Origin of the sequence: Pseudomonas sp. XK-1 (assembly GCF_038069885.1) — a bacterium.
Classification (GTDB): Bacteria; Pseudomonadota; Gammaproteobacteria; order Pseudomonadales; family Pseudomonadaceae; genus Aquipseudomonas.
On record NZ_JBBPES010000003.1, the window covers coordinates 469,004 to 493,214 of the forward strand.

23 protein-coding genes, 1 other RNA gene and 1 pseudogene are annotated in these 24,211 nt (G+C 61.9%); 4 read left to right on the plus strand and 21 right to left on the minus strand.

The window, feature by feature from the left end; translation table 11 throughout:
- Positions 1-180: 180 nt before the first annotated feature.
- Together WMW70_RS10550 and dnaX are read right to left on the minus strand one after the other, a co-directional pair.
- Positions 181-507 (minus strand): YbaB/EbfC family nucleoid-associated protein, encoded by a 327-nt coding sequence (locus WMW70_RS10550; protein WP_090385942.1) that lies wholly within the window; start codon positions 505-507, stop codon positions 181-183.
- Between the two features lie 21 nt (positions 508-528).
- A complete protein-coding gene (gene dnaX, locus WMW70_RS10555; RefSeq protein WP_341437459.1) occupies positions 529-2,610 on the minus strand; it encodes a DNA polymerase III subunit gamma/tau in 2,082 nt (693 codons plus the stop codon).
- Positions 2,611-3,073: 463 nt separating this feature from the next.
- Between dnaX and WMW70_RS10560 the strand changes: the two genes are divergently transcribed.
- Positions 3,074-3,295, plus strand: a complete 222-nt coding sequence (locus tag WMW70_RS10560) for a hypothetical protein (RefSeq protein WP_339460506.1) — start codon at positions 3,074-3,076, stop codon at positions 3,293-3,295.
- Positions 3,296-3,364: 69 nt separating this feature from the next.
- Positions 3,365-3,652, plus strand: coding sequence for a DUF3509 domain-containing protein (locus WMW70_RS10565; RefSeq protein WP_341437460.1), 288 nt, complete (start codon positions 3,365-3,367; stop codon positions 3,650-3,652).
- Between the two features lie 346 nt (positions 3,653-3,998).
- Here WMW70_RS10565 and ffs read toward each other — a convergent pair.
- The 3 genes and pseudogenes from ffs to WMW70_RS22115 all read right to left on the minus strand — a co-directional run.
- An RNA gene (ffs, locus tag WMW70_RS10570) (signal recognition particle sRNA small type) lies at positions 3,999-4,095 on the minus strand.
- A gap of 152 nt (positions 4,096-4,247) precedes the next feature.
- Positions 4,248-5,027: a methyl-accepting chemotaxis protein gene (locus tag WMW70_RS22110; protein WP_445942136.1), complete on the minus strand. Its 780-nt coding sequence runs from the start codon at positions 5,025-5,027 to the stop codon at positions 4,248-4,250.
- Between the two features lie 78 nt (positions 5,028-5,105).
- A pseudogene (locus WMW70_RS22115) lies at positions 5,106-5,882 on the minus strand (MCP four helix bundle domain-containing protein); the annotation flags it as partial.
- 226 nt (positions 5,883-6,108) lie between these two features.
- Between WMW70_RS22115 and WMW70_RS10580 the strand changes: the two are divergent.
- Positions 6,109-6,387: an HU family DNA-binding protein gene (locus tag WMW70_RS10580; protein ID WP_339460503.1), complete on the plus strand. Its 279-nt coding sequence runs from the start codon at positions 6,109-6,111 to the stop codon at positions 6,385-6,387.
- A gap of 87 nt (positions 6,388-6,474) precedes the next feature.
- On the opposite strand, the gene WMW70_RS10585 is transcribed toward WMW70_RS10580, so the two are convergent.
- The 14 genes from WMW70_RS10585 to WMW70_RS10650 form a co-directional block, all read right to left on the minus strand.
- On the minus strand, positions 6,475-7,488 hold the full coding sequence (locus WMW70_RS10585) for a tetratricopeptide repeat protein (RefSeq protein ID WP_341437462.1): 1,014 nt from the start codon (positions 7,486-7,488) through the stop codon (positions 6,475-6,477).
- A 1-nt stretch (position 7,489) separates the two neighbouring features.
- Positions 7,490-8,458, minus strand: coding sequence for a type II secretion system F family protein (locus WMW70_RS10590; protein ID WP_341437463.1), 969 nt, complete (start codon positions 8,456-8,458; stop codon positions 7,490-7,492).
- Between the two features lie 24 nt (positions 8,459-8,482).
- The gene (locus WMW70_RS10595) at positions 8,483-9,469 is read right to left on the minus strand and encodes a type II secretion system F family protein (protein WP_341437464.1); all 987 of its coding nucleotides are present in this window, start codon (positions 9,467-9,469) and stop codon (positions 8,483-8,485) included.
- The gene (locus WMW70_RS10600) at positions 9,466-10,902 is read right to left on the minus strand and encodes a CpaF family protein (RefSeq protein ID WP_341437465.1); all 1,437 of its coding nucleotides are present in this window, start codon (positions 10,900-10,902) and stop codon (positions 9,466-9,468) included. The genes WMW70_RS10595 and WMW70_RS10600 overlap by 4 nt, the downstream gene beginning before the upstream one ends.
- A 3-nt stretch (positions 10,903-10,905) precedes the next feature.
- A complete protein-coding gene (locus WMW70_RS10605) occupies positions 10,906-12,129 on the minus strand; it encodes an AAA family ATPase (protein WP_341437466.1) in 1,224 nt (407 codons plus the stop codon).
- Positions 12,123-12,623 carry a TadE/TadG family type IV pilus assembly protein gene (locus WMW70_RS10610; RefSeq protein ID WP_341437547.1) on the minus strand — a complete coding sequence of 167 codons (501 nt, stop codon included), beginning with the start codon at positions 12,621-12,623 and terminating at the stop codon, positions 12,123-12,125. Before WMW70_RS10610 ends, WMW70_RS10605 begins: the two co-directional genes overlap by 7 nt.
- Positions 12,624-12,631: 8 nt before the next feature.
- Positions 12,632-13,099: a TadE/TadG family type IV pilus assembly protein gene (locus tag WMW70_RS10615; RefSeq protein WP_341437467.1), complete on the minus strand. Its 468-nt coding sequence runs from the start codon at positions 13,097-13,099 to the stop codon at positions 12,632-12,634.
- Between the two features lie 67 nt (positions 13,100-13,166).
- The gene (locus WMW70_RS10620) at positions 13,167-14,504 is read right to left on the minus strand and encodes a TadE/TadG family type IV pilus assembly protein (protein WP_341437468.1); all 1,338 of its coding nucleotides are present in this window, start codon (positions 14,502-14,504) and stop codon (positions 13,167-13,169) included.
- 11 nt (positions 14,505-14,515) lie between these two features.
- Positions 14,516-14,788 carry a hypothetical protein gene (locus tag WMW70_RS10625; RefSeq protein ID WP_341437469.1) on the minus strand — a complete coding sequence of 91 codons (273 nt, stop codon included), beginning with the start codon at positions 14,786-14,788 and terminating at the stop codon, positions 14,516-14,518.
- Between the two features lie 96 nt (positions 14,789-14,884).
- The gene (locus tag WMW70_RS10630) at positions 14,885-16,351 is read right to left on the minus strand and encodes a type II and III secretion system protein family protein (protein WP_341437470.1); all 1,467 of its coding nucleotides are present in this window, start codon (positions 16,349-16,351) and stop codon (positions 14,885-14,887) included.
- A 156-nt stretch (positions 16,352-16,507) separates the two neighbouring features.
- Positions 16,508-17,323 (minus strand): Flp pilus assembly protein CpaB, encoded by an 816-nt coding sequence (gene cpaB, locus WMW70_RS10635; RefSeq protein WP_341437471.1) that lies wholly within the window; start codon positions 17,321-17,323, stop codon positions 16,508-16,510.
- 17 nt (positions 17,324-17,340) lie between these two features.
- Positions 17,341-18,666, minus strand: coding sequence for an AAA family ATPase (locus WMW70_RS10640; protein ID WP_341437472.1), 1,326 nt, complete (start codon positions 18,664-18,666; stop codon positions 17,341-17,343).
- Between the two features lie 2 nt (positions 18,667-18,668).
- Complete coding sequence (locus WMW70_RS10645) at positions 18,669-19,193, minus strand: A24 family peptidase (RefSeq protein WP_341437473.1); 525 nt, start codon at positions 19,191-19,193, stop codon at positions 18,669-18,671.
- 38 nt (positions 19,194-19,231) lie between these two features.
- Entirely contained in the window at positions 19,232-19,429 is a 198-nt protein-coding gene (locus tag WMW70_RS10650; RefSeq protein ID WP_341437474.1) for a Flp family type IVb pilin, read from the minus strand.
- 451 nt (positions 19,430-19,880) lie between these two features.
- On the opposite strand from WMW70_RS10650, the gene WMW70_RS10655 reads away from it, so the two are divergent.
- On the plus strand, positions 19,881-20,771 hold the full coding sequence (locus WMW70_RS10655) for a response regulator transcription factor (RefSeq protein ID WP_341437475.1): 891 nt from the start codon (positions 19,881-19,883) through the stop codon (positions 20,769-20,771).
- A 105-nt stretch (positions 20,772-20,876) separates the two neighbouring features.
- On the opposite strand, the gene ligA is transcribed toward WMW70_RS10655, so the two are convergent.
- Together ligA and zipA are read right to left on the minus strand one after the other, a co-directional pair.
- Positions 20,877-23,246: an NAD-dependent DNA ligase LigA gene (gene ligA / locus WMW70_RS10660; protein WP_341437476.1), complete on the minus strand. Its 2,370-nt coding sequence runs from the start codon at positions 23,244-23,246 to the stop codon at positions 20,877-20,879.
- Between the two features lie 61 nt (positions 23,247-23,307).
- Positions 23,308-24,132, minus strand: a complete 825-nt coding sequence (gene zipA, locus WMW70_RS10665; RefSeq protein WP_341437477.1) for a cell division protein ZipA — start codon at positions 24,130-24,132, stop codon at positions 23,308-23,310.
- Positions 24,133-24,211 lie beyond the last annotated feature (79 nt).

Consider the following 24,211-nt stretch of genomic DNA (forward strand, 5'->3'; position numbering starts at 1 on the left):
GATGGATAACGCTGCGCGGTTATCCACTCTACTCATTTGTACAAGGGCCTATAAGGGTTGGCCAGACGCTGTGCAGAGCAAGGCGCAAGACGGCCCGGGCACCGGAGTTTACTGGCCGTAAATGAGGATGCCCGGGCCGGCTCGCAACGCAGTAATGCGTGCCGGCTGGGCGTCACTTACTCAAAAAGGCATTTTGAAACCGGGGGGGAGCTGCATTCCTGCCGTCATGCCGGACATCTTGTCCTGGCTGTTCTGCTCAACCTTGCGCACTGCATCGTTGACGGCCGCAGCGATCAGGTCCTCAAGGATTTCCTTGTCTTCCTGCATCAGGCTGTCGTCCAGGCTGACGCGCTTGACGTCATGACGACCGGTCATCACCACGCTGACCAGGCCGGCACCGGATTGACCGGTTACTTCGGCGTTCGCCAGCTCTTCCTGCATTTTCTGCATTTTTTCCTGCATCTGCTGGGCCTGCTTCATCAGGCCGGCCATGCCACCTTTCATCATGGTAGTTGTCCTCGGTAATTATCAGGCAGTCAGGGGTTTGACTGGGGTGTCCAGGGGTTCAATGCTGTCCGCGCGGATCACCGCGGCGAACTGCTGAATCATTTGCTGCACCAGCGGATCGTTATGGATAGAAGCCTCGGCATCGCGCTGACGGTTGGCACGCTGACGGGCAGCTGCCTGTGCCGGGGTTTCCTGTTCGGGCTTGCGCAGTTCGATCTGCAGGCTGAGTTCGCGCCCAAGGTGCTGGTTGAGGGCATCGTTGAGTCTGCGCTGCTGGGTCGGGTTGAACAAGGCGCTATGGCCCGGATCCAGATGCAGCAGCCAGTTATCGCCGTCGACTGTGATCAGGGTGCAGTTGGCCCCGATGCTGCCAGTCATCCCCGACAGCCCAAGCTTGGGAAACAATTCCAGCCAATCGGCCGCCAGGCCGGTGGCGGGCTGCGCGGCTGGCAGCACTTGCGGCTCGACCGCCTGCTCGACCTCGACGGCGTCGAAATCATAATCGATCGACTCGGCGTCCATCTCCACATAGTCGTAGTCACCGGGTGGCGGCTCATCGTCATCCACATCCGCGTCCACTGGCGACGCAATCTCGACTGCTGGCAACGCGGCTGGCGCGGGCTGCGGCTTTACTGGTGGCAGCTCGGGGACAAGCGCCGGACTCGGCGCTGCTTCGATAACGGCGGCCGGTGCGGGACTTGCGACCTGTTCTTCCCAGGGCGGCACCACGGCGGGTGCAGACTGCAACGGTTCAGGCTGCATGGCCGGCGCAGGTTCGGCGGGCACAGGCGTGGCGGCGAGCGTCGGCGCGGGCCCGACCTGCGGGCTCGAAGGCAGCTCGACGGCTGCCGCTACCGGCGAGGCGATCGTGTCTGGCGCGACCGGTGCAACAACTGCTGCAGCAGCCACAACGGCCGGCGCAGCCATAGCTGCGCCGGCCACTGGGTTGGGCGCGGAATCAGCAGTGGCCTGACTAATCCCCAGCGGCTTTAGCGCCACCCTGGGTACATCCTCGCTATCCGCAGGGCGGAACGCCAGCATGCGCAGCAGCACCATCTCGAAGCCACTGCGTGGGTCAGGTGCCAGAGGCAGATCGCGTCGACCGATCAAGCCCATCTGGTAATAGAACTGCACATCCTCGCCTGGCAGGACCTTAGCCAGTTCGAGCACGCGCTCGCGATCGCCCTGGCCGTTATCCACCGCCTCGGGCAGGGCCTGGGCAATGGCCACGCGATGCAGCACATTGAGCATTTCCGACAGCACACCATTCCAGTCCGGGCCTTGCTCGGCAAGATGGCGTACGGCCTCGATCAGGCCGCGGGCATCGCCCTCGATCAGGGCATGCAGCACCCCGTAGACCTGACCGTGGTCGAGGGTGCCGAGCATGGCACGCACGTCGGCGGCCAGCACCTTGCCTTCACCAAAGGCAATCGCCTGGTCGGTCAGGCTCATGGCATCGCGCATGGAGCCATCGGCGGCGCGGCCCAGCAGCCAGAGCGCATCATTCTCGAACGGAATATTTTCCGCTGCCAAGACATGGCTGAGGTGATCGACCACCCGCTCCGGCGGCATGTTTTTCAGGGAAAACTGCAGGCAGCGCGACAGCACGGTCACCGGTAGTTTCTGCGGATCGGTGGTGGCCAGCAGGAATTTGACGTGGGGTGGCGGCTCTTCCAGGGTTTTCAGCAGCGCATTGAACGAGCTGGTGGAGAGCATGTGCACTTCGTCGATCAGGTAGACCTTGAAGCGCCCACGACTAGGCGAGTACTGCACGTTGTCCAGTAGCTCACGGGTGTCTTCCACCTTGGTGCGGCTGGCGGCGTCGACTTCAATCAGATCGACGAAGCGCCCTTCATCGATCTCCCTGCACACCGAGCACACGCCGCAGGGCGTGGAGCTGATGCCGGTTTCACAGTTCAGGCACTTGGCGATAATCCGCGCGATGGTGGTCTTGCCCACCCCGCGGGTGCCGGTAAACAGGTAGGCATGGTGCAGCCGCTGACTGTCGAGCGCGTTGATCAGCGCCCTGAGCACATGAGTCTGGCCAACCATTTCGCTGAACGAGCGCGGACGCCACTTGCGTGCAAGAACCTGATAACTCATCGAAACCCGTCACGAGAGGAAAGCAAAAGTGGGCTAATCCTAACGGAGCATGGGGCAAATTGCATCCGACCTGCCGCCTCTATATAGACAGACACGCGGCCCGTTGAAAAATTAGCTGGCTAAAAAACGCACAAGGGCCTAGTATCCGCGGCGTTAGTACCACGCTGTAAGTCAATTAGGCCTTTTAGGCCCCCTCGATGGTATCCAGGTAAAGAGCGCATCCGCCCCATCAAGCGATGCCGTACAGCTCTTGACCATGACCCAACCTGCTGACTGATCTGGCCGTCCCGCGCAAGCGCCGACTCAGCCCGCCTCCGAAGTACCGACCCGCAACAAGCTTCCAATCCGGAACTTTTGCGCGCAGTCCCGCTCCGATCTGACACATGCATCGACACACCTGGTCGACAGCCTGGAGCTTTATTCAGCGCAATGATGCGCACGCAGTTTTAGGAACACCAAATAAATGAATACTCAACACCAAATTCAGGATGCCATTCGCACCCTCGCCAGCGCCTTTGCGCCACTTGATTGCCGAATCATGGCCGCCCGCAAAGGCAGCTTCAGCTTCACCATCGTCAATCATGCGGGCATTGCCCAGCACAGCCAGCGCCTCTATCCAGGCCAGTACAGCGGTGCACACCTGCAGCAAGTGATCGATCGCGCCCGTCAGTCCCTGACGGCCTGACCAGACGCACGACGAACTATCCACCCGGAGGGGGGTCTGAATTAGTCAACCTCAGGATGGAGCAAGGTCATGGATAACATCAACCAGCAACTCGTCGAACAATTGTTCGCCCCCTTGCGCGTCACGTTCAGCGCGCCGCGCCCGGACGGTGGCATCATCCTCTCCCTGATGGATGCTGCCGATGTCACCGCCTACAGTCGAGTGTTGAGCGCAGCCCAGCGCACCGATGCCCAGGCATTCGCGCAGAGCCTTGAAGAAATCCGCCTGGAACTGGCCATGCGCTCCGGCAGTATTCCCGCGGATATGCGCAAGGCCCTGAAAGAACAGGACAGTGTTCTCAGCTACCACCAGGCCTGAGCCTGCTCCGCCAAAAGCCCCGCCCCAACCGCGGGGCTTTTTATTGCGCGCAATAACGGGCCGCGCCCTGCTCAGAGGCTGCATAAACAGAGTTGATTTGCCCAGCACACAGGAAACGCCACCCAGCAGGATGCGTCGTGCGCACCGAACTCCTGCCGCCAGATCGAGACCAAGCCGCGCGGCACAAGCCAAGGATATGACGCAATCAATGTCATCTGAGGTGGCGCAGCCCAACAGCGCTTGGCACCGGGCGCGCACAGACAAGCCGCAACGAGGCAAGCATAAAGCTGAAGGATCAAATAATGGATGTAACGCACAGCCCGAACGGGCTTGAAGATGGAGGCAACCCTGCCAGCCACACCCCGGCACACAATGTCACCGCTGCGGCTGCTCCCTTCCAGGCCTGACCGGGTTCACGGCTGATCGTTGCGGGGGGACCGGCAGGGCCACCATAACGCTACCCGCCTTGCAGCGAGCCGCGCCATTGTACTGGCTTGATTCAAACTTACAACCGCTTCAAGCACTTATAAACGCTTTAGGGTTTGCCCGGTCGGTTGAGCAGCCCGCACCACTGGCTATTGCCTACTCAGCGGACTCATACCCGAAAACGCCCGACCAGAGCAGTCAGGCCATGGGAGAGTTCGGACAGGTGCTGGCTGGCCTTGGCACTCTGCTCGGAGGTTTGCGCCGCCTCATTGGAGAGATCGCGAATATCACTGATATTGCGCGCGATTTCTTCGGTGACGCTGCTTTGTTCCTCGCAGGCGCTGGCAATCTGTGCAGTCATATCATTGATGCGCTGCACCGAGTCGCTGGTATCGGTCAGGGCCTGATCCACGCCGGCGGCCTGATCCACGCTTTCCCGCGCCCTGGCACTGCCCGAGTGGGTCGCCTTGACCGCATTCTGTACGCCGATCTGCAGGCGCTCGATCATCAGCTGAATGTCTTTGGTCGACTCCTGGGTGCGGGCGGCCAGGGCCCTTACCTCATCGGCCACCACCGCAAAGCCGCGGCCCTGCTCGCCGGCCCTGGCAGCCTCGATGGCCGCATTCAGGGCCAAGAGATTGGTCTGTTCGGCAATGCCCCGGATCACGGCCAGCACCGCGCCAATATTCGCGGCTTCCTGTTCGAGGGTCTGGATACTGAGCGAAGCGCTCTCCACTTCCTGGGCCAGTTGACGAATCGAGTCGATGGTCGCACCCACCACCAGGGCACCTTCGCGTGACTGTACCTGGGCGCTGCGGGCGGCATCGGCGGCGTTCTGCGCATTGCGCGCCACCTCATGCACCGCACTGCTCATCTCGGTGGCCGCCGTGCTGACCTGATCCACCGCCGCGTGTTCGCTGTTGATCAGGCGATCATTGGCGGCCGCCATGCCAGCCAGGCTCTGCGCCGAACTTTCGACCTCACCCGTGACCCGCCCAACTTCCTTGATCAAGGGCTGCAACTTGTCGAGAAAACGGTTGAAGGCATGGCTGAGCTTGCCCAGCTCATCGCGGGAAAGCACATCCAGACGCACGCGCAGATCGCCATCGCCGTCGGCAATCTGTTCGATGCGATTGAGCAGGCTGTGCAACGGCCGGGTAATCAGCAGCGGAAAGCCAACCACCAATACCAGACAGACCAGCAGGCCGAAGGCAATGATCAGGCCCTGCTGCCAGCTCAGGGTCTCACCCAGGCGAATAGCCGCCATGCCCTCATCATTGGCCGCCTGATCATCCATCTCGCCAAGCTTGTCGATGGCAGTGCGCATGGCCTCGAACTGTTCTTCGCTGGCAGCGAAACTCAGCGCACTGGCGGCTTGTTGATCGCTGCCCGCCAACTGCAGCACCTGCTGTGAGGTGGCCTTCCAGCGCGCAAAACCACTGTCGAACTGGGCCACCAACTGCATCGCCTCGGCACCTGGCTGCATGGCGGCGAACTTGTGCACGCGATCGTAAGCCTGCTGCATATTCTCCGCATGGGCCGCCGCCAGGGCACTGGCATGTACACTCGCACCCTCGCCGAGCATGCTGCGCTCGGCCACAAAGGCCTGGTAGAGATCACGGTCGGCGTTGAGCAGCAGACTGATGCCCGGCAGGAAGCGATTGGTCAGTCGGGTGCTGGAATCGGCGACCTGATCGATACCGCGCATACCGAGAAAGCCCATCGCGACCAACAGCGTGGCCAGCAACAGAATGGGCAAGGCCATTTTCCAGCGAAACCCCAGATCGGCGAAGATGCGTAACATAGCGGTACCCCCGAGCAATGGCCAAGTAGTATCAGCGTAGACCAAGCACGGCACTCCCCCGAAAAAGCTCACGAGCTGCGGGCTAGGCGAACATGTGCCGGGAATTATCGATGCATGGGCGGGTCCGAAGCAGACCGCGGCAGACTCAGGGCCGTGCCCCGCGTAGCAATTCGCAGTACCCTGTGTGCGTTTTGCCAACCCCTAGCCTTTACCAAGGAGCAACACCATGGCCATGACCAAAGACCAACTGATCAGCGATATTGCCGAGTCGACCGACACGCCGAAAAGCACCATTCGCGCGGTACTCGAGCAGCTCAGCGAGATCGTCAGCGATGCCCTGGAGAATGGCGATGAAATCACCCTGCCAGGTATCGGCAAACTGAAGGTCAGCGAGCGTCCGGCCCGCACCGGACGCAACCCACAAACCGGCAAAGCCATCGAGATCGCCGCCAAGAAGGTGGTCAAGTATGTACCGGCCAAGGCCCTGAGCGACGCAATCAACTAAGGCCGCACCAGCCGACAAGATGGGCGAGTTGCGCCACAGAGCACCGCCCCATCCTGCGCAGGTTGTCCTGACGGACATAGATGAGGCTTACTGCACGGCCTCCTCCAGCGGAGTCACGGCGGCCGAGTCGGGACCGCCCATCTGGCGGATCCGCCTGACCTGCTGCACCCGATTGAGGTTGTCCCAGGCCATGTCGTAATGCGCGGGCGACTGCTCAATCGCGCTGCGGAAGAACTGCTCGGCGACATCCAGCTTGCCCTCTATCAGGCAGATATAGCCGACGTCATTGCTGGCCTGGGCACGCCCGCCGATCTGCTCAAAGGCGGAAAGCGCCTCCTCATAGCGCTCCATGCGCGCCAGCAGCAACCCATAGTTGCGCCACAACGGCTTGTAGCCACTGTCGTAACCGATGCCACGCTGATAGGTGCGCTCGGCCTGGGGCCACTGCCCTGCCAGGTAATAGGAATAGCCCAGACTGTTCTGCACCAGCACCGAGCGCGGTTCGATCAGCATGGCCAGGTTGTAATAGGCCTCGGATGAGGGGAAGTCGTTGCGCAGATCAGCCAGCACGCCAAGGCCGTTGTAGACCTTGAGGGGCGACTTGCTGTCCACCTTGAGCGCGGCCACCTCGGCCGAACTGTCGCCGCCCAGGCGCTGCTGGTCCAGCGCCACCGCCCTGGACAGCAGCTCCTGCGCGCCCTTGTGGTCATGCCTGGCCAGACGCAGCAGGCCCATTTCCGCCAGCGCCTCAAGGTTGTTCGGCTCGCTGGCCAGCACATCGCGGAAGGCCATCTCGGCAAGCTGGCTATTGCCGCGCTCGCGGTGGATTCTGCCGACCCAGACCAGGGCCGAATAACGTTTGGGATCGAGTTCGATGGCACGCAGATACTGGTACAGCGCCTGATCCAGATCGTCGGCCCGGTAGGCCATCGCGGCCATCTGCATGGCCTGCTCGGGCGAATGGGTCTGCTGCCTCACCTTATACAGCAGGGAATTGTCGCCGCTATAGACGGAACGGCTATTGAGTGCCGACTCCGGCCCCATGGTCTGACACCCTGACAGTACGACCGCCAAGGCCAACAGCACGCTGAGCTTGTTCATTTCATATCTTCCCGAAGACGTTGAGTACCCCGATGATTGCCGGACCTATGGCCACCAGAAAGAAGCTCGGCCATAAACACAGGATCAGGGGGAATACCAACTTGGTGCCAATTTTTGCCGCCATTTCTTCGGCGGCCTGAGTGCGTCGATCACGGAATTCCTCGGCATAGATGCGCAAGGTATCGGCCACGCTGCTACCGAAACGGATGCTCTGCGCCAGCAGGCTGACCAGCCCGCGGATATCCTCCAGCCCGGTACGTTCGGCCAGATGCTTGAGCGCCTCGGTGCTGGGGATGCCGGCTCGAATTTCCGCATTGACCAGGGCCAGCTCCAGAGCCAGCTCCGGTTGGCTGACCGCCATTTCGTCGGCCACTCGCTCGATGGCCTGGGGCAAGGCCAGCCCCGACTCGACGCAGACCACCATCAGGTCCAGGGCATCGGGAAAGGCCACCAGCAGCCGGGTCATGCGCGCCTGCTTGCGCTTGTCGACATAGATGGCCGGCACCAGCCAGCCCAATGCGGCGGCGGCAACTACCAGGGCGATCCCCATGACCAGCGACAAATTGGGAATCAGCGGCAAGGCCAGCAGACTGAGGGCCAGCAACACCAGTGGTACCAGCAGACGAACGGCCCAGTACACCTGCACCGCCGCCGGCGAGCGATATCCGGCATGGGTGAGCAGCATCCGGGTCGCGGACTGCCGGTCCTCCTCTCCGGAGTTGAACCGCTGGCCCACCTGCTCCAGCATCAGTTGCAGATTGCTCGGTGCCTGCTGGCCGACGGCCAGGCCGCCATAGCCGCGCTTGATCAGCGTCAGGCGCCGCTGTACCGGGTCGCGCAGGCCCGACGCCAGCATGGCCAGGGTCGCCACGGCGAGCACCGCGCTCAGACCGATGGCACCAACGAACAACAACCGCGCCAGCTCTTCATTGCCGACCACGCGGTTGAGCAAACCCAGCAGATAGTCCATGACATCTACCTCCTCTGACTGCGTTTACACCTGGATGCGGATGATTTTGCGAATCCAGAGAATCCCCAGCAGCATGGCGACGAAAGCCGCCACCACCAGCTTCTGGCCCATGGGTTCCTTGATCAGCAACGGCAAATAGGTCGGGCTCGACAACACAATCGCCGCTGCCAGAACGAAGGGCACCGCCACCAGAATCCAGCCTGACATGCGCCCCTCCGCCGACAAGGTCTTGACCTTGCGCTGAAAACGAAAGCGCCCGCGAATCAGGCTACTCAGGCGGGTCAACACCTCAGTCAGGTTGCCGCCGGTGTCACGGTGGATCAGCACCGAGGTCACCAGCATCATCACCGTCATGCTCGGCATGCGTTCGAGCAGCCCGAGCATGGCCCGGCGCACATCGTTGCCGTAGTTGATATCGGCGAAGGTCAGGCCAAATTCATGGGCCACCGGCCCCTTGTGTTCCTCGGCCACCAGCTGCAGGGTCTCGTTGAACGGGTGGCCGGCACGCAATGCCCGACACATCGCATCCAGAGCATCCGGCAGGCCCTCCTCGAACGCGGCGAAACGCTTGCCGCGATCGCTGGCAATCTTCATGACCGGCAGCCAGAACACCAGCAGTGCCAGCGCCAGAGCCAGCCACCAGACCTGGCTATACAGCCACAGCGCAATGCCCGCAACCGCCCCCAGGATCAGGCCTAGCAACAGCACCCGGTAGGCGCGGTAATCATGCCCGGACTGCTCGATCATCTGCGCCAGGGCTTCCATGGCGGGTAGCTGCTCCAGACGGGCCTCCAGCGGCGACAGGCGCTTGAGGTATTTCTGCCGCAGCACCGTCTGCATATTCGGCAGGTCACTGGCCCGTTCCAGCACATGCAGGCGGCTGCGAATACGCTTGCGCACCCTGCCCGCCTCGCCAAATACCGGGATCACCAGGCTCTGGCTGAGCAGGAACACTGCGGCGAACACCATGCCGAGGAACGCCAGGATAAACTCGCTGGGAATCTGGTTCATGACTGCCCCTCCATCCATTCCGGCCGAAACATGCTCAGCGGCAACTCGATACCGCGTTTCGCCATCACATCGCGGAAGGCCGGCACCATGCCCGTTGGGCGGTAATCGCCGAGGACCTCGCCATGCTCGCCCATGCCGCGCCGAACGAAGGCGAAGATCTCGGTCATGGTGATCATTTCACCCTCCATGCCGTTGATTTCCTGCACGCTGACCAGACGCCGCTTGCCATCTTCCTGACGCTCCAGCTGGATCACCACATCGATGGCCGAGGCGATCTGCTGGCGCATGGCCTTGATCGGGAAAGTGGCCCCGGTCATCGACACCATGTTCTCGATCCGGCCCAGGGCATCGCGCGCGGTATTGGCGTGGATGGTGGTCAGCGAACCGTCGTGGCCGGTGTTCATCGCCGTCAGCATGTCCAGTGCCTCGGCACCACGCACCTCGCCGATCACGATGCGATCGGGGCGCATGCGCAGGCTGTTACGCACCAGCTCGCGCTGGTTGACCTCGCCACGGCCCTCGATATTTGATGGGCGGGTTTCCAGGCGCACCACATGGGGTTGCTGCAGCTGCAGTTCGGCCGAGTCCTCGATGGTGACGATGCGTTCGTTATGCGGAATAAAGCTCGACAGCACATTGAGCATGGTGGTCTTGCCGCTGCCGGTACCACCGGAGATCAAGACATTCAGCCGCCCACGGACGATGGCCTTGAGCATCAGGGCAATGGCCGGAGTCAGGGTGCCCATCTGCACCAGGCTCTCGGCATTGAGCAGGTCCACGGCGAAGCGCCGGATCGACACGCTCGGCCCGTCGATGGCCAATGGCGGGATGATCGCATTGACCCGCGAGCCGTCTTTCAGGCGTGCATCCACCAGCGGCGACGACTCGTCGATGCGCCGGCCCAGGCTGGAAACGATGCGATCGATGATATTCAGCAGGTGCTGGTCGTCGCGAAAACGCACATCGGTCTTCTGCAGCTTGCCATGCCGCTCGACATACACCGAGGCATATCCATTGACCAGGATGTCCGACACACTGTGGTCGGCCAGCAGCGGCTCCAGCGGCCCCAGGCCGAGCACCTCATCGGTGATCTGCTTGATGATCAGTTGCCGGCTGCTCGCGCTGACTGGCGCGTTATGCTCATCCAGCAGGCGCAGGCAGATCTCGCGTATCTGCCGCACGGCATCGGCGTGCTCCAGGGAGTCGAGCAGCGACAGGTCCATGACCTTGAGCAGTTGCTGATAGATCTTCTCCCGCCACTCGCTTTCCACTGAGCTGAGATGACTCTTGGTGGCATACAGCTCGGCAGGTGTGGTGTGTTCCCAGGCCATCATCTCCTGGGTCGAGGCACCCTGCTCGGGAGCCTCGACGGCAGTCGAGGCCTCGGCCTTGAGCGGTTGTTGACGCAGTCGATTTCGCAATTCGCTGAGCATGATTCACTCCCCGAAGAAACGGCTGAAGGCGCGCTTGAACACACCCGGTTCGGCACCGGCTTGCTGGCCGAGCAAATCCTTGCTCAACGCCTGCATGGCCAACGTGATCGGCGCGCGTGGCGCGTGCAGATCCAGGGGCACACCGGTGTTCTGGCTCTGGCTGACCACGGCAAAGTCGTTGGGCACCTGTTGCAGCTCGTTGCAGCGCAGCGCCGTCGCGATATCGCGCAGGGTCACCGGGGCGGCCTTGTTGTAGCGGTTGACCACCACCTGCAGGTTCTCGCCGCGCACCCCCAGCTCATCACGCAGGATGCGCGCCAGACGGCTGGCATCCTTCAGATGGCTGAGACTCTGCTGCACCACGATATAGACCCGATCGGCCTGCTCCAGGGTGATACCGGTGAGGTGGTCGATCTGCCGCGGCAAGTCCACCACCACCCAGTCATAGGTACTGCGTGCCAGCTGCAACAGGGCCTCGAGGTTCTCGATATGCACGTCCTGGGGCAGACACAACTCGTTCTCGCGCCCACCCAGCACATGCAGGCTCGGGCTGAAATGACTGCAAAAGCCACGCAGCGCCACGCTGTCCATCTCCTCGATCTGCTGCAGCACCTCGACATGGCTGTGGCTAGGCTGCACGTCGAGGTAATGGGCCACACTGCCGAACTGCAGATCGAGATCCAGCAGCAACGTTCTACCGCCCTTGGCACTGAGCTGATGGGCCAGGTTGCAGGCCAGCAGGGTGGCACCGGAACCGCCCTTGGCGTTCATCACTGCCACCAGTTTGCCCGTAGCGCCGCTACTGGAACGGGTTTCCATGAGCATGCGACCAAGGGCCGCCAGCAACTCTTCGGCAGCCACCGGTTCCGGCAGAAAATCGCGGGCACCGGCCTGCATCGCCAGACGTATGCCTTCACGCTCGTCCAGCGGCCCGCAGACCAACAGCGGCGGGCGGTCCTGGATCGGATGCTGCAAAAGCGCCGCCAATTCCTCACGCCACAAGTGGCTGACCCGTAGCAACAGGAAATCCGGTTTGTGGTCCAGCCCGTACAACGGGTCGGTATGTCCATTGCTGACCAGCCGCGTGTTCACATGCATGCCGGGAGCGCGTCGGCAGATGCCATGCAGATGCTGCAGCGCTTCCGTATCGCGGCTGCTGATCAACAGGTGCAGCCCCTGCTCGGCTGGCGCACTGGGCAGTGCTGAGACTTCTCTAAGCTTCAACATGGTGTGATCTCCGGAGCTACATCCTCGGCATGTCGACCAAGGCTTTCGCGGGGAATGGTTGACCTGAAGGCCGGCAGGGTGAATACCCCACCAAACCCTGGAATCAACAACTCATGGGGGAAATTTTCCACACGCAACTGCACATAGCGGATAGCGCTGAACCCACCGGCACCGACAAGATCGCCCGGGCTGGGCACACCCACGCCGTTCTCGTCCAGGTAAACCAGGGTCAGATTGGCGGTCTCCAGGCTGCCGATCAGCGAACTGGCACCGGCATCATCGGCCGCATTGAAGATCGCCCGACGCAATATCACCGGATCGCTGATATTGCATACCGCTGCCAGGCGCGCACCGCGGCGCACCACCTCGTCCAGAGCATTGACGGTAAATAGCAGGCGACCCATTTCCAGCACACCGAACAGCAAGGTGAAAAGCAGCAGTCCGATAATCGCGAACTCAACCACGTACACCCCGCCCATGCGCCGTCTGTTTATCGACTTCATCACAACCCCCTCATCACAGTGGTGGCCACTAGCGGGATATTCAGCGGGATAGCATCGCCAATCAGCGCCGGCAGGCTGTTGCCAATCACCGGGCGGAACACATAGCTGACGCGCACCTGAACATGGTCACTGCCCACGGGGCCGACTGTTACGTCTGCGGTGGTCAGCCCAGGTGCCACCTCGTTGCCGGGCTGGGGTACGGGTACGCCATAGACCGCTAGATTCTTGGTCCTGGCCTCTAACACCGGATCGATCACGACCTGGCCGAGATTGCCATTCCAGGCCTCGCCCGCCAGGTAGCGCACGGCATCGCGGTTAGCCTGCAGCAGGTTGTTGTAGTGGTAGAACATGCGTCCGAACTCACCGATGGCCAACAGCAACAACAGCAGAAGCGGCAGGGTGATGGCGAACTCGACCATGGCCACGCCACGCTGAGCCTGCCTGGGCTTGAATGACTGAGTGTGCATAAACACCTCCCCATGCCTGCCCGGTTTGCCCCGGGCTACACCGACCAACAATCAGGCGAAACGACCGTCAGGAGTCGGGGCTTGGCGTCGCAACGCCGCCGATATAGGTTTTGAATAGCTGAATGATGTTCGGTCCGACATCGTCAGCCGGTGTCGCTCCGGCATAACCATCGCCCTCGCACTCGCTGATGAACTGGCCGAATACCTGCGCCTCGGTGCCTTGCTGCTTGACCGTCTGCAGCAGGTAGAAACAGCCGAAGCCCAACACCGGCACTGATGTCTGGCCACCGGATGCGCCGTCGCAGTTACCGATGACGAGCGTGAGGATGCGCCGTTCGTAGGCACCCTGGCAGTTACCGGAAGCGGCGCAGGCGGCGCTGGCCGCCAACCAGTCGTTGTAGTCGAACAAATCGGTGCTACTGGTGGACAGATCGCCATCACTGGAAGTGACCATCTCGCCCTCGTGCTCCACGTCCTGGGTGCTGTCGTTATAGGTCGTGCGCGGGTTGGTGAAGTCGGTGACCCAGTCTGGCGGATAGTCATTGGCGGTCATGCTTCCGGTGTAAACCCCCAGGCGGGTGTTCAGCCCCTGGGCCACTGGACCGGTCTGATTACCAGGCTCTGTCTCCGCCTCGTCACCCACCGCGTTGCACTTGTCTATACCTCCGGCCAGCGCATTGCGCAGGTCGTTGGCCCCGGTGGCCCCATCCAGACGCAGCAACTGGAAGTTACCGGGCCCGATTGCCGGGTCGCTGCCGGCTGCGCTCTTCAGCACCTCCAGATCGCCGAAACCATAACCCCAGAAATTACCGTTCTCGGGGTCGTACTGAGCGGGGTCGCCGCAGACCATGATGGGTTCGATCCTGCACGGGTTGGCCGAGGGACTCGGCCCGGCTGTGGCGATGGCGGCCACCGCCTTCTCGCCGAGGTTGCCCGCGGAAAGGGACCGGGCGAAGTTCCAGAGGAACCCGGCCAGTGGGTAGTCCGGTACCGATACCCGCACATAGGCGGCATCGGCCGGACCTGGGTAGGAGAATGGCCCATAGACGCTGCTGGATAGTTCCACTATGGCGAAAGCCCCTACTCCGCCATCACCAATGCCACTGTCCAGTTCGCCATTGCCGTCGGCATCGGCATTCAGACGCAGGGTGTTGAGCGCCGCATCGCGCGTCAGGCTGGAGGCATTGCCGCTGTCCTTCACCTGTTGCAAGGTCTTGGCCCCACTCAGGGCTGCGGCATCCACGGCATTCTGCAGGCGAGTCTTGTTCAACAACATATGTCCGCCGTCCAGGGCCAGGGCCCCCATCAACAGCATGGCGGCCAGGGCAATCACGATCAGCACCATCACCGCCCCCCGCTGACGCGCCAGCGTTGGGGTGAACGGCCGTTGCAACCGGGGTTTCATGGTTAGAGTCCTCAATTACCGATATTGATCTGGATCGGTTTTGCGACCTGACGCGCATCACCGGTCACGCCGCGGTAGCCTTCCATTACTTTTTCGCTAATCGCTCCGTCGCTGCCTTCGGCCGGCAGTTCAGTGCCCGGGTTGGCCGCCCGTTCCTTGTCGGCGATCTGCTGGTAGTGGGTCTGATAAACGCTATAGCCCTGAGTACCGACCCGCGCCTCGTCATAGGTCATGCAGGCGGTTGGCCCAAGCAACAGCAGCGTCAGAACGATCATGCGTTTCATGGTGGTTGCCTCCAGTGGTTGATCCCGTGCGGCCCGCCCCTGGGCGGTTCGCCCTTGCACATATGCCCGAGCGGCCTTTGCAAGACCGCTGCGCAGCTACTGCAGATCGTGGCCAAAGCTGCCTTCGCTGACCCCGAGGCTGACCGGTACCGGACGGCCCATGTCGCGGCCCTTGGTCCGACCCAGCAGGTAGAAATCCATATCCCCTGGGGCGACGACTTTCTCGGTGGGCAGGCGCACGCTTCGTGCATCGAGTGGCTTGGCCAGATGCGGGGTGACCAGGATCACCAGTTCGGTTTCGCCATTGATAAATTCCTGGCTACGGAACAGGTGCCCAAGCACGGCGATATCGCCCAGCCCGGGGAAGCGGCTGACAAAGTCGCGGGTGTTCTCGCTGATCAACCCGGCGATGGCGATGGTCTGGCCATTGCCCAGTTCGACGGTGGACTGTGCACTGCGCTTGGTCAGCGCTGGCACCAGCAAGGAAGCCCCCACGGCGTCCTCGGTATTTACCACCAGGCTGTTGGCGGCCACCAGTTCGCTGACCGATACATTCAGATTGAGGTTGATCCGTCCGCTATCGAGCACCACCGGGAGAAATTTGACCCCGACGCCGAACTCCTTGTATTCGATGGTGATGCCATCATCGTCGGAGACCGGAACTGGAAACTCGCCACCGGAAATAAACTCCGCCTGTTGCCCGGTCAGGGTGGTCAGGGTCGGTTCTGCCAGTACCTTGGCCGAGCCATTCTCCTTGGCCGCCTCCAGCACTGCGTCGAACAGGAAGCTGCCGGAGGTGAATTGGGCGAGGAAGCCCTTGTCGGAACTGAGCAGGGTTTCGGCCAGCGAAGCACTGTCGTTGAAACCGCCCAGGCTCCAGTTACCGGCAGAGCCAATGCCGAGGAAACGAACACCAAGGCGCTTGACCAGGCTGCGCTGCATCTCCGCCACCTTGACCTCCAGCATCACCTGCTGGCTACCGCCGACGCTCAGCAGGTTGATCACTTCCAGTGACTGGCTCGGGGCCGCCACTGCGGCTTCGCCCTCGCCCTGCACCACACTGGCGGTTTGTGCCGTATAGGTTTTCGCGAGCTTGACCGCGGTATCCACCGCCGCCGCACTGCTTACCTGACCACGCAGCACCAGCGCACCCTGGGCGCTATAGACCTCGATCCGCTCATTGGGCAGCAATTCGTGCAGCTTGCTCTTGAGGCCGCTGAGATCGTGGATAACCTCCAGATCCAGGCTATCGATCAGCCGGTTGCGACCATCCCACAACAGCACGTTGGTGCTGCCCAGGGAGCGCCCCAGCAGGTAAAGCTGAGTCGGGCTGGTCACCAGAATATCGGCGATTTCCGGATTGCCGACCGAGACCTTCTTCACCGCCGCGCGAGTGGTAAGCACCCGCGACTTGTAGATCGGCACCTGAATAGTGCTGATATTGGCTGCCGGCATGGCACTGACCGCAGGCACCGGCTCGGCGGCCTGCAGTGCCACACTGCAGAGCAACCCAGCACCTAGTAAGGACAGCGCGCATGCGCCCAGTTTACGGATGATATCCATGCCCTACTCCTTGCGTGGTTATGCGTTTTTACCTGCTTACAGGAGCACCGGACCCGCCGATGCCGTTAGTCTGAACGTCGCGCCGCGACGTCTTCCTATGCTCTGCTCCCTGCTCTTTCTCCTACCCACCCAGGAGTGAGGGCTGGGGGCGAATGCCTAAAGCTGCGCCTTAGCCGCCTGCACATCGATACCGCGAATAATGGTGACGCCACTGCCACCACCGCTGCTGCGGCGCACCACCGGCTTGGCCACGGGAGCCGGGACTGGCACCTCCACCACGGCCACGGCTTTCTCGACCGGAGGCAGTGGCTTCTTCTGGTTATCCAGCGGGTTGCGCAAGGCCAGTTGCAGCTTGCCCTCGGTCTGCGCCTTGACCAGGATCTCGGTTTCTTCGGGGGTCATCTCCAGGGTTACCGCGCGCACCACCACCGGCTGGGTCTTGTCGGTGCTGGCGGTCTGATCCACGGCGAGCACGCGCAGGTCCTCGAGAATGGTTTCCGACTTGGCATTGTTACCGCCACCTTCAGCCTTCTTGGCCACCAGCACATCAACCCGGTTACCCGGCAACAGGAAGCCGCCAACCCCGACCACATCGTCCACCCGCACCGAGATGGCACGTTTTTCCGGCTCGATCAGCGAGGCCAGAGTGCTGCCACCCAGGTGCTCGGCCAGGCGCGCTGCGCGCACGATATCCCCGCGCAACATGGCGAAGGTGGCGATCTTGCCCACTACCTTGTCGGCGCTATCGAAGGCGTCGTCCGGCACCGTGCCCTTGGGCATGCGCACCAGGGTCACCTGCTGGGCCTCGACCATCTGGCCGAAGGGGATCTCCTGCGTGGCCACCACCACGTTTTGCAGGTTGTCGTCCGGGCCGGCATTGAGCCGCGCACTCAACCAGTTATTGGCCAGAAAGGCCGCACCCAGGCCGAGCAGCAGTGAAAGACCGATCAATACAAGCGTGCGTGAGTTCATGACGGTGCCTCCTTGATTCAACTGGGTTCAAGGCTGACGAAGTAGTTGCGCCAGGCCCAGATCAGTGTCTTCGGTGAAAGGATTTGCCAATCATCCGCGCCCTGGTAGCGCTGGCAGTCCAGCGCCATACCCAGCAGATCGCGCGGGTGACAGGGCAATAGCGGCATGTTCTCCGGCCGGTGCAGGCGCTCGATGGCGTAGGCCGCCAGCTCGGGGTCGTAAGGGATGCCCAGTTTTTCGCACTCCTGCTGCCAGATGCGTTCGTACTCATCGGGCTGCAGGTAACCGAAATGCAGCTTGTAGCCGATCCGCCGGAGGAATGCCTCGTCGGCCAGTTGCAGCGGATTGAGGTTGGTGGAAAACACCAGCACCAGGTCGAAGGGAATCTCGCAATGCCGACCGCCACCCAGGTTGAGGTAGTCCGTCTTTTCCTCCATCGGCACGATCCAGCGGTTGAACAGGTCCACCGGGGCTACCCGCTGGCGACCGAGGTCGTCGATGATAAAGATGCCGTTGCTCGCCTTGAGCTGCAGCGGTGCCTGGTACAGGCGGGTGTAGGGATCGAAGCGGATATCCAGCATATCCAGGGTCAGTTCGCCGCCGGTGATGATGATCGGCCGCCGGCAGCGCAGCAGGCGCCGGTCGACGCCCTGATCCATACGCAGGCTGCGCGCTCCCGCCTCGACGGGCAGCGGCTTGTGTACCTGAGGATCGAATATTTCCACCACCGCCTCGTTGATGGCGATGGCATGGGGCACCCAGATCGCGCCGTGAAACAGCCTGATCAGGCGCTGGCTGATATAGGTCTTGCCGGTACCAGCAGGCCCGTAAATCATGATCGCCCGGCCCGAGTTCATCGCCGGGCCGAACTGGTCGAGCAACTCCTCGCGCAGCACCACGCCGGCGAACGCCTCGCGCATGGCTCGGGCATCGACCCGGCAGCCATGCACCGTCTGCGCCTTCAGCAGTTGCCGGTAACGCTCCACCGGATAGGGCGCGGGGCCGATATAGCCGCTGCGCGCCAGGGCATCCTTGGCGGCGCTGCGGCCGCGCTCGGTCAGGCCATAACGCAGGCCCTGCCCGCCGCTCTGGCCAAGCACCTCGATACGGCCATCCTTGCGCAGATAACCGAGCACCTCCTCCAGCACTGAGCCGGTCAGCGCCAGGCGCTCCACCAGTTGCGTCAGATCGAGTACGCCAGCGTCATGCAAGTGCTTGCATAGCAGGTCGCCAATAAAACTGTCGGCCAGACCGGTTTCCGCGACCGTGCGTGGTTGCGGGGCCAGTTGTTGAATCGGGTCGAAGTCCTGCTGATTACTGCCGGTAGGGCTTAGCGCATGCATGGCTAGACTCCCGCACGGATAAACATGAGATAGCCGCTGGCCAGGCTGCCCAGCAGAATCGCAATCGAATAGGGAAAGGGCTTGCCAGCCACCTCGTCTGCCGCCGGGGCCAGATAAGCCCGCGCCCGCAGCATCAGTAGATAACGCCCCAGGGTCTGCTGCAGCTGCCCCTTGGCCAGCATCAGCAGCGCCCCACACAGGCCACCGGCAATCAGACTGAACAGCGCCGCCCAGAGCGCATATTGCGGCGTCATAAAACTGCCGACCATGGCCATCAGTTTGACGTCGCCGGCGGCCATGCCGCCCAAGGCATACAGGGGTAGAAAAACCCCGAAACCGATCAGCGCACCCAGCCCGCTATCGGCCAGGCCACCGAGTCCGCCGTGATAAGCCTGGCCGGCCAGACCTAAAGCCAGGCCCAGCACAACCAGGAAGTTGGGGATACGGTGGCGACGCAGATCGCTCGCCACCGCAACGCCCAGCAGCCCTAGTAGCAAAATGACGGGGAACATCTGCTCCATGGACATCGCTGCGTCTCTCTCTTGTTGGGCTTTTCAAGGGGGCACTATGGAGTGCAATCAACGCCATTAACTGCATCGTCCAAGCAGTTGATTGCCGTTGACACACTGCCTCCCAGAGCCACGAAAGCAGCCACAGCGCCCAGCGTTACCAGCCCACCCGCCACCGCATATTCCACGATGGTCAGGCCATCCTCGTCTTTGACGAACTTCATCACCGAAGTCTTGATTGCTTGAAAGATCATCTCGCTCACCTCACTTGAATGTTCTAACCAAGAAAGACGGTGCTTCCTGCGTGGACTCCCTGTGTGGTGCGTACTCCCTTGCTCCTGGCGCGTAGCCACCGTCCTGCTTCAACACTAGGCACCTGGCAAAACATCGGTTAGGAGATTTCTTGCATATCGCCGGTACTTTTTTGCAGGCCTGTTTTGCAGGCACAGACAAGCCACCGGAACAGCACTAGGCAGAACCGGCAATTGGTGGCGGCGGCACAACGGGCGATGAAGGCTGGCCAGAACCCAGCTTCGGGATGGCGCAAATAGAACGCCTGGTTCTAATCCTTATAAATACTGGGTCTTTGCGCTGATGTCATATTGCTTCTAAGTGTTAATGGGGAAGTACATTACGTAACTGCATGTAACACAACCAGAACAACCGCCAAACACTTTACAAGACGGCCACAGCACAATGACCGCTATGAACACACACGCACTGGCTGCTCCGCAGCTGCTGTGGTTCGACCTTACCCACGACCAGTCAGCCGCCGACTGCTCGGCCGCCTTCGCGGACAGCTGCAGGATTATTCTGGTCCGCGAGCTGAACCTGAGCCGGCTAAGCGCCCGCCAGCGTCCGGACATGATCTGCATGCACTATGATCGCCCGGATACCCTGAGCCTCGGCCTGATTCTCGAGGTCAAGCGTTCGGTGCCGTCTATCCCGATCACCATGCTGACGCTGCAGCACTCCGAGGAGCTGGCCGTCTGGGCCTTCCGCTCCGGCGTCTGGGACTACCTCGCCTTGCCGTTGCAGCCATCCGAACGCCAGCGCTACCTCAAGGCCCTGCGTGCCCTGTGCCAGCTGCGCAGCGCCCATGAACTACCCAACCCCAAGCAGCAGCTGACGCGCATCAGCGAGCTGCCGGAAAGCGTACGCCTGACCAGCGAGCATCAGAAACAGCGCCCCCTGCAGGACGCCATTCACTATATCGAGCTGCACTTCAAGGAGCATATTGAACAGCAGGCCCTGGCCAAGCGTTGCGGCATGACGCCATTTCGCTTCAGCCGTCTGTTCAAACAGACCTACGGGGTGGGCTTTGTCGAATTCATCCAGCGCAAACGCATGGACAAGGCCGAAGAACTGCTGAGCAACAGCGAAATGCCCATTACCAGCATCGCCTATGCCGTGGGCTTTCAGGACCCGTCCTATTTCGCCCGCAGCTTCAAACAGTATTTTGGCTGTTGCCCCAGCGATTATCGCCAAAGTATCGCGGCGCAACCTCAATCCAGCGACCGCGCGACCGGACGCGAGCCCCTCTTGTCGCAACACTGTCGCGAAAGCCTGTCCCTGGGCTGGAAATCGACCGGCTAAGGTGTACCCCGTACAGCCGTATCGCACCGAGCGAGCCCGAAGCTGGCGACCCCGCCTTAGGCCACCGCAGCGCATATCCAGCGGCCGGCAGCCCAAGCGGAGCCACTACTGGCCCAGGCGAGCCAGCTCCGCCAGAAAGGTTTCCTCGTCGATCACCCGCACCCCCAGCTCACTGGCCTTGGCCAGCTTGGAACCCGCCCCAGGGCCGGCCACCACGCAGCTGGTTTTCGCCGATACGGAGCCAGCCACCTTGGCCCCCAGGTTTTCCAGGCGCTCCTTGGCCACATCGCGGCTCATCACCTCCAGGCTGCCGGTCAGCACCCAGGTCTGCCCGGCCAGGGGCAAGCCGGCGATAACTTTCTTCTCACTCAACCAGTGCATGCCGAAGGCCTTCAGCTGAGCTTCGATGGCACGCGCGCGCTCGGCATTGGCAGCCACCGCAAAAAACTCGCGCACAGCATTGGCCTGCTTTTCCGGCAAGGTCTGGCGCATATCCAGCCAGTCCGCGGCCAGCACCGCATCCAGGCTGACAAACCTGTCCGCCAGCTTCTGCGCACCACCAGGCCCCACGGAGGGGATATTCAGCTTGTCGAGCATGCCTGCCAGGGTGGCGCTGGCGCTGAACTCGGCACTCAGTTCACCCTGCTCCTGCAACTGCAGCCCGCACTGGTCGCTGGCCAGCAAGGCCGCGATCACCTGCTGGTTATGGCTATCGGCGAAGAAGCTATGGATCTCGTGCGCCACTTCCAGGCCGATATCAGGCAGGTAGGTCAACACTTCCGGCAGGGCCTGCTGCACCCGCTCCAGAGAGGCCAGCGAACGGGCCAGCACCTTGGCGGTTTCCTCGCCCACGTCGGGTATGCCCAGGGCGTAGATAAACCGCGCCAGGCTGGGTTGCTTGCTGTCGGCAATGGCCTGCAGCAGCTTGTTGCTGGAAACCTCGGCAAAGCCTTCCAGGTTGATGATCTGCTCATAGGTCAGCCGGTACAGATCGGCCGGCGAGGCGATCAGCTGCTCATCGACCAGCTGCTCGATGGTCTTGTCGCCCAGCCCTTCGATATCCATGGCGCGCCGCGAAACGAAGTGGATGATCGCCTGCTTGAGCTGCGCAGCACAGGCCAGACGGCCGACACAGCGGTACACCGAGCCCTCGCTGAAGGTTTCCTTGCCCTTGCTGCGCTTGACCAGCTGGGTGCGCTCGACGTGGGAACCGCACACCGGGCAGCTCTCTGGAATCTGTATGGGCCTGGCATCCAGTGGGCGACGCTCCGGCACCACCTGCACCACCTGCGGAATCACATCGCCGGCGCGGCGGATAATCACCGTATCGCCAATCATCACCCCCAGACGCGCCACTTCATCCATATTGTGCAGCGTGGCATTGGACACCGTAACGCCCGCTACCTTGACTGGTTTCAAGCGGGCCACCGGGGTAACCGCACCGGTGCGGCCAACCTGAAACTCCACATCCAGTAACTCGGTCAGCTCTTCCAACGCCGGAAATTTGTGGGCAATCGCCCAGCGCGGCTCGCGGGCGCGGAAGCCCAGTTCGCGCTGATAGGCCAGGCTGTTGACCTTGAACACCACGCCGTCGATCTCATACCCCAGGGACTCACGGCGCTCACCAATGCTGCGGTAGTAGGCCAGGCACTCATCTGCCCCCCTGGCCAGCTTCAGCTCGCGACTGATTGGTATCCCCCAGTGCTTCAGGGCCTCAAGAATGCCGATATGGGTTTGCGGCAGCTCGCCCTGTACCTGGCCGATGCCGTAGCAGCAGAACTCCAGCGGGCGGCTTGCGGTAATTTTCGAATCCAGCTGGCGCAGGCTGCCTGCAGCGGCATTACGCGGATTGGCGAAGGTCTTGCCGCCCTGCTCCAGCTGCCGCGCATTCAGCGCCTCGAAACCGGCCTTGGAGATAAAGACTTCGCCACGCACTTCCAGCACGGACGGCCAGCCCTCGCCCTGCAGCTTCAATGGCACATTGCGGATGGTGCGCACATTGACGCTGATGTCCTCACCGGTGCTGCCGTCGCCCCGGGTGGCCCCGCGCACCAGCACGCCATCGCGGTACAACAGGCTGACGGCCAGGCCATCGAGTTTGGGTTCGCAGCTGTACTCAACCTCGGCCCCGCCCCCAAACAGATCGCCCGCCGGCAGGTCCAGGCCATCGCGCACCCGGCGATCGAAATCCAGCAGGTCGGCTTCTTCGAAGGCATTGCCCAGGCTGAGCATCGGCACTTCATGCTTGACCTCACCAAAGGCCGAGAGCGCCAGGCTGCCGACACGTTGGGTCGGCGAATCGGCCGTGACCAGCTCTGGGTGTTCAGCTTCCAGTGCTTTGAGCTCATGAAACAGGCGGTCGTACTCGACGTCCGGAATACTCGGTTCGTCGAGTACGTGATAACGGTAGTTGTGCTCATCCAGTTCGGCACGCAGTTGCACAATACGCTGGGCAGCAGTCGAGGCGTCGGTCATTGCGGTGTTCTCTCAAACGAAAAGAGCAGCCTTGGCTGCTCTTTCTACTTCATGGGTTAAATCAGCGCTTATTGGTCAGTTGCTTGCGCTCATATTCCACGATGCGCTGGCGATAATGCTCGATAGTTTGCGCAGTCAGTACGCTGCGCTGGTCATCTTTCAGCTCACCATTGAGTTCGTGGGCCAGCTTGCGCGCGGCGGCGACCATCACATCGAAGGCCTGCTTGGGATGGCGCGGGCCCGGCAGACCGAGAAAGAAACTCACGGCGCGGGTGCTGAAACCTTCGATATCGTCCAGATCGAAAGTGCCAGGCTTGAGCGCGTTGGCCATGGAGAACAGCACTTCGCCATTGCCGGCCATGCTTTCGTGGCGATGGAAGATATCCATCTCGCCGAAGCGCAGACCGCTTTCAAGAATGTTCTGCAGTAACGCCGGGCCCTGAAAACCGGCGTTGTCGCGGGCGATCACGTTGATCACCAGCACTTCTTCAACCGGTGGCAGTTCCTTGCTGCTGGGGGCAGCCTTGACGACCGGATCTTCAGCAGCCTTACCGACAGGGTTGAGCAGGGTTGGCACCGGCTCGTCCAGACCAAGGTTCAGGTCACCCTGCTGCGGCTCACCGCTGCGGCGACGGTTCAGTTCGCGGGCGCTCATAGCCGGCAGGTCATCTTCGTCCAGGGAGGGTTCGTGGTTGCGATCGATTACCCGCGGTGGGCTGAGCAGGTTGGGGTCGCTGTCATCATCCGGGATATTGGCAAAACTGCGATCAAGCTTGAACTTGAGCTTGCCCTTGCCACCGCGCATACGCCGCCACCCATCGAAGAGGATGCCAGCGATAACAATAATGCCGATGACGATCAGCCACTCGCGCAGACCGAATTCCATGAAATAACCTAACCCCTAATAAATTTGATAAACCGAGGAGCATCCCGCCCCGTTTCGCTAATTCTGTAACCTGACGCCA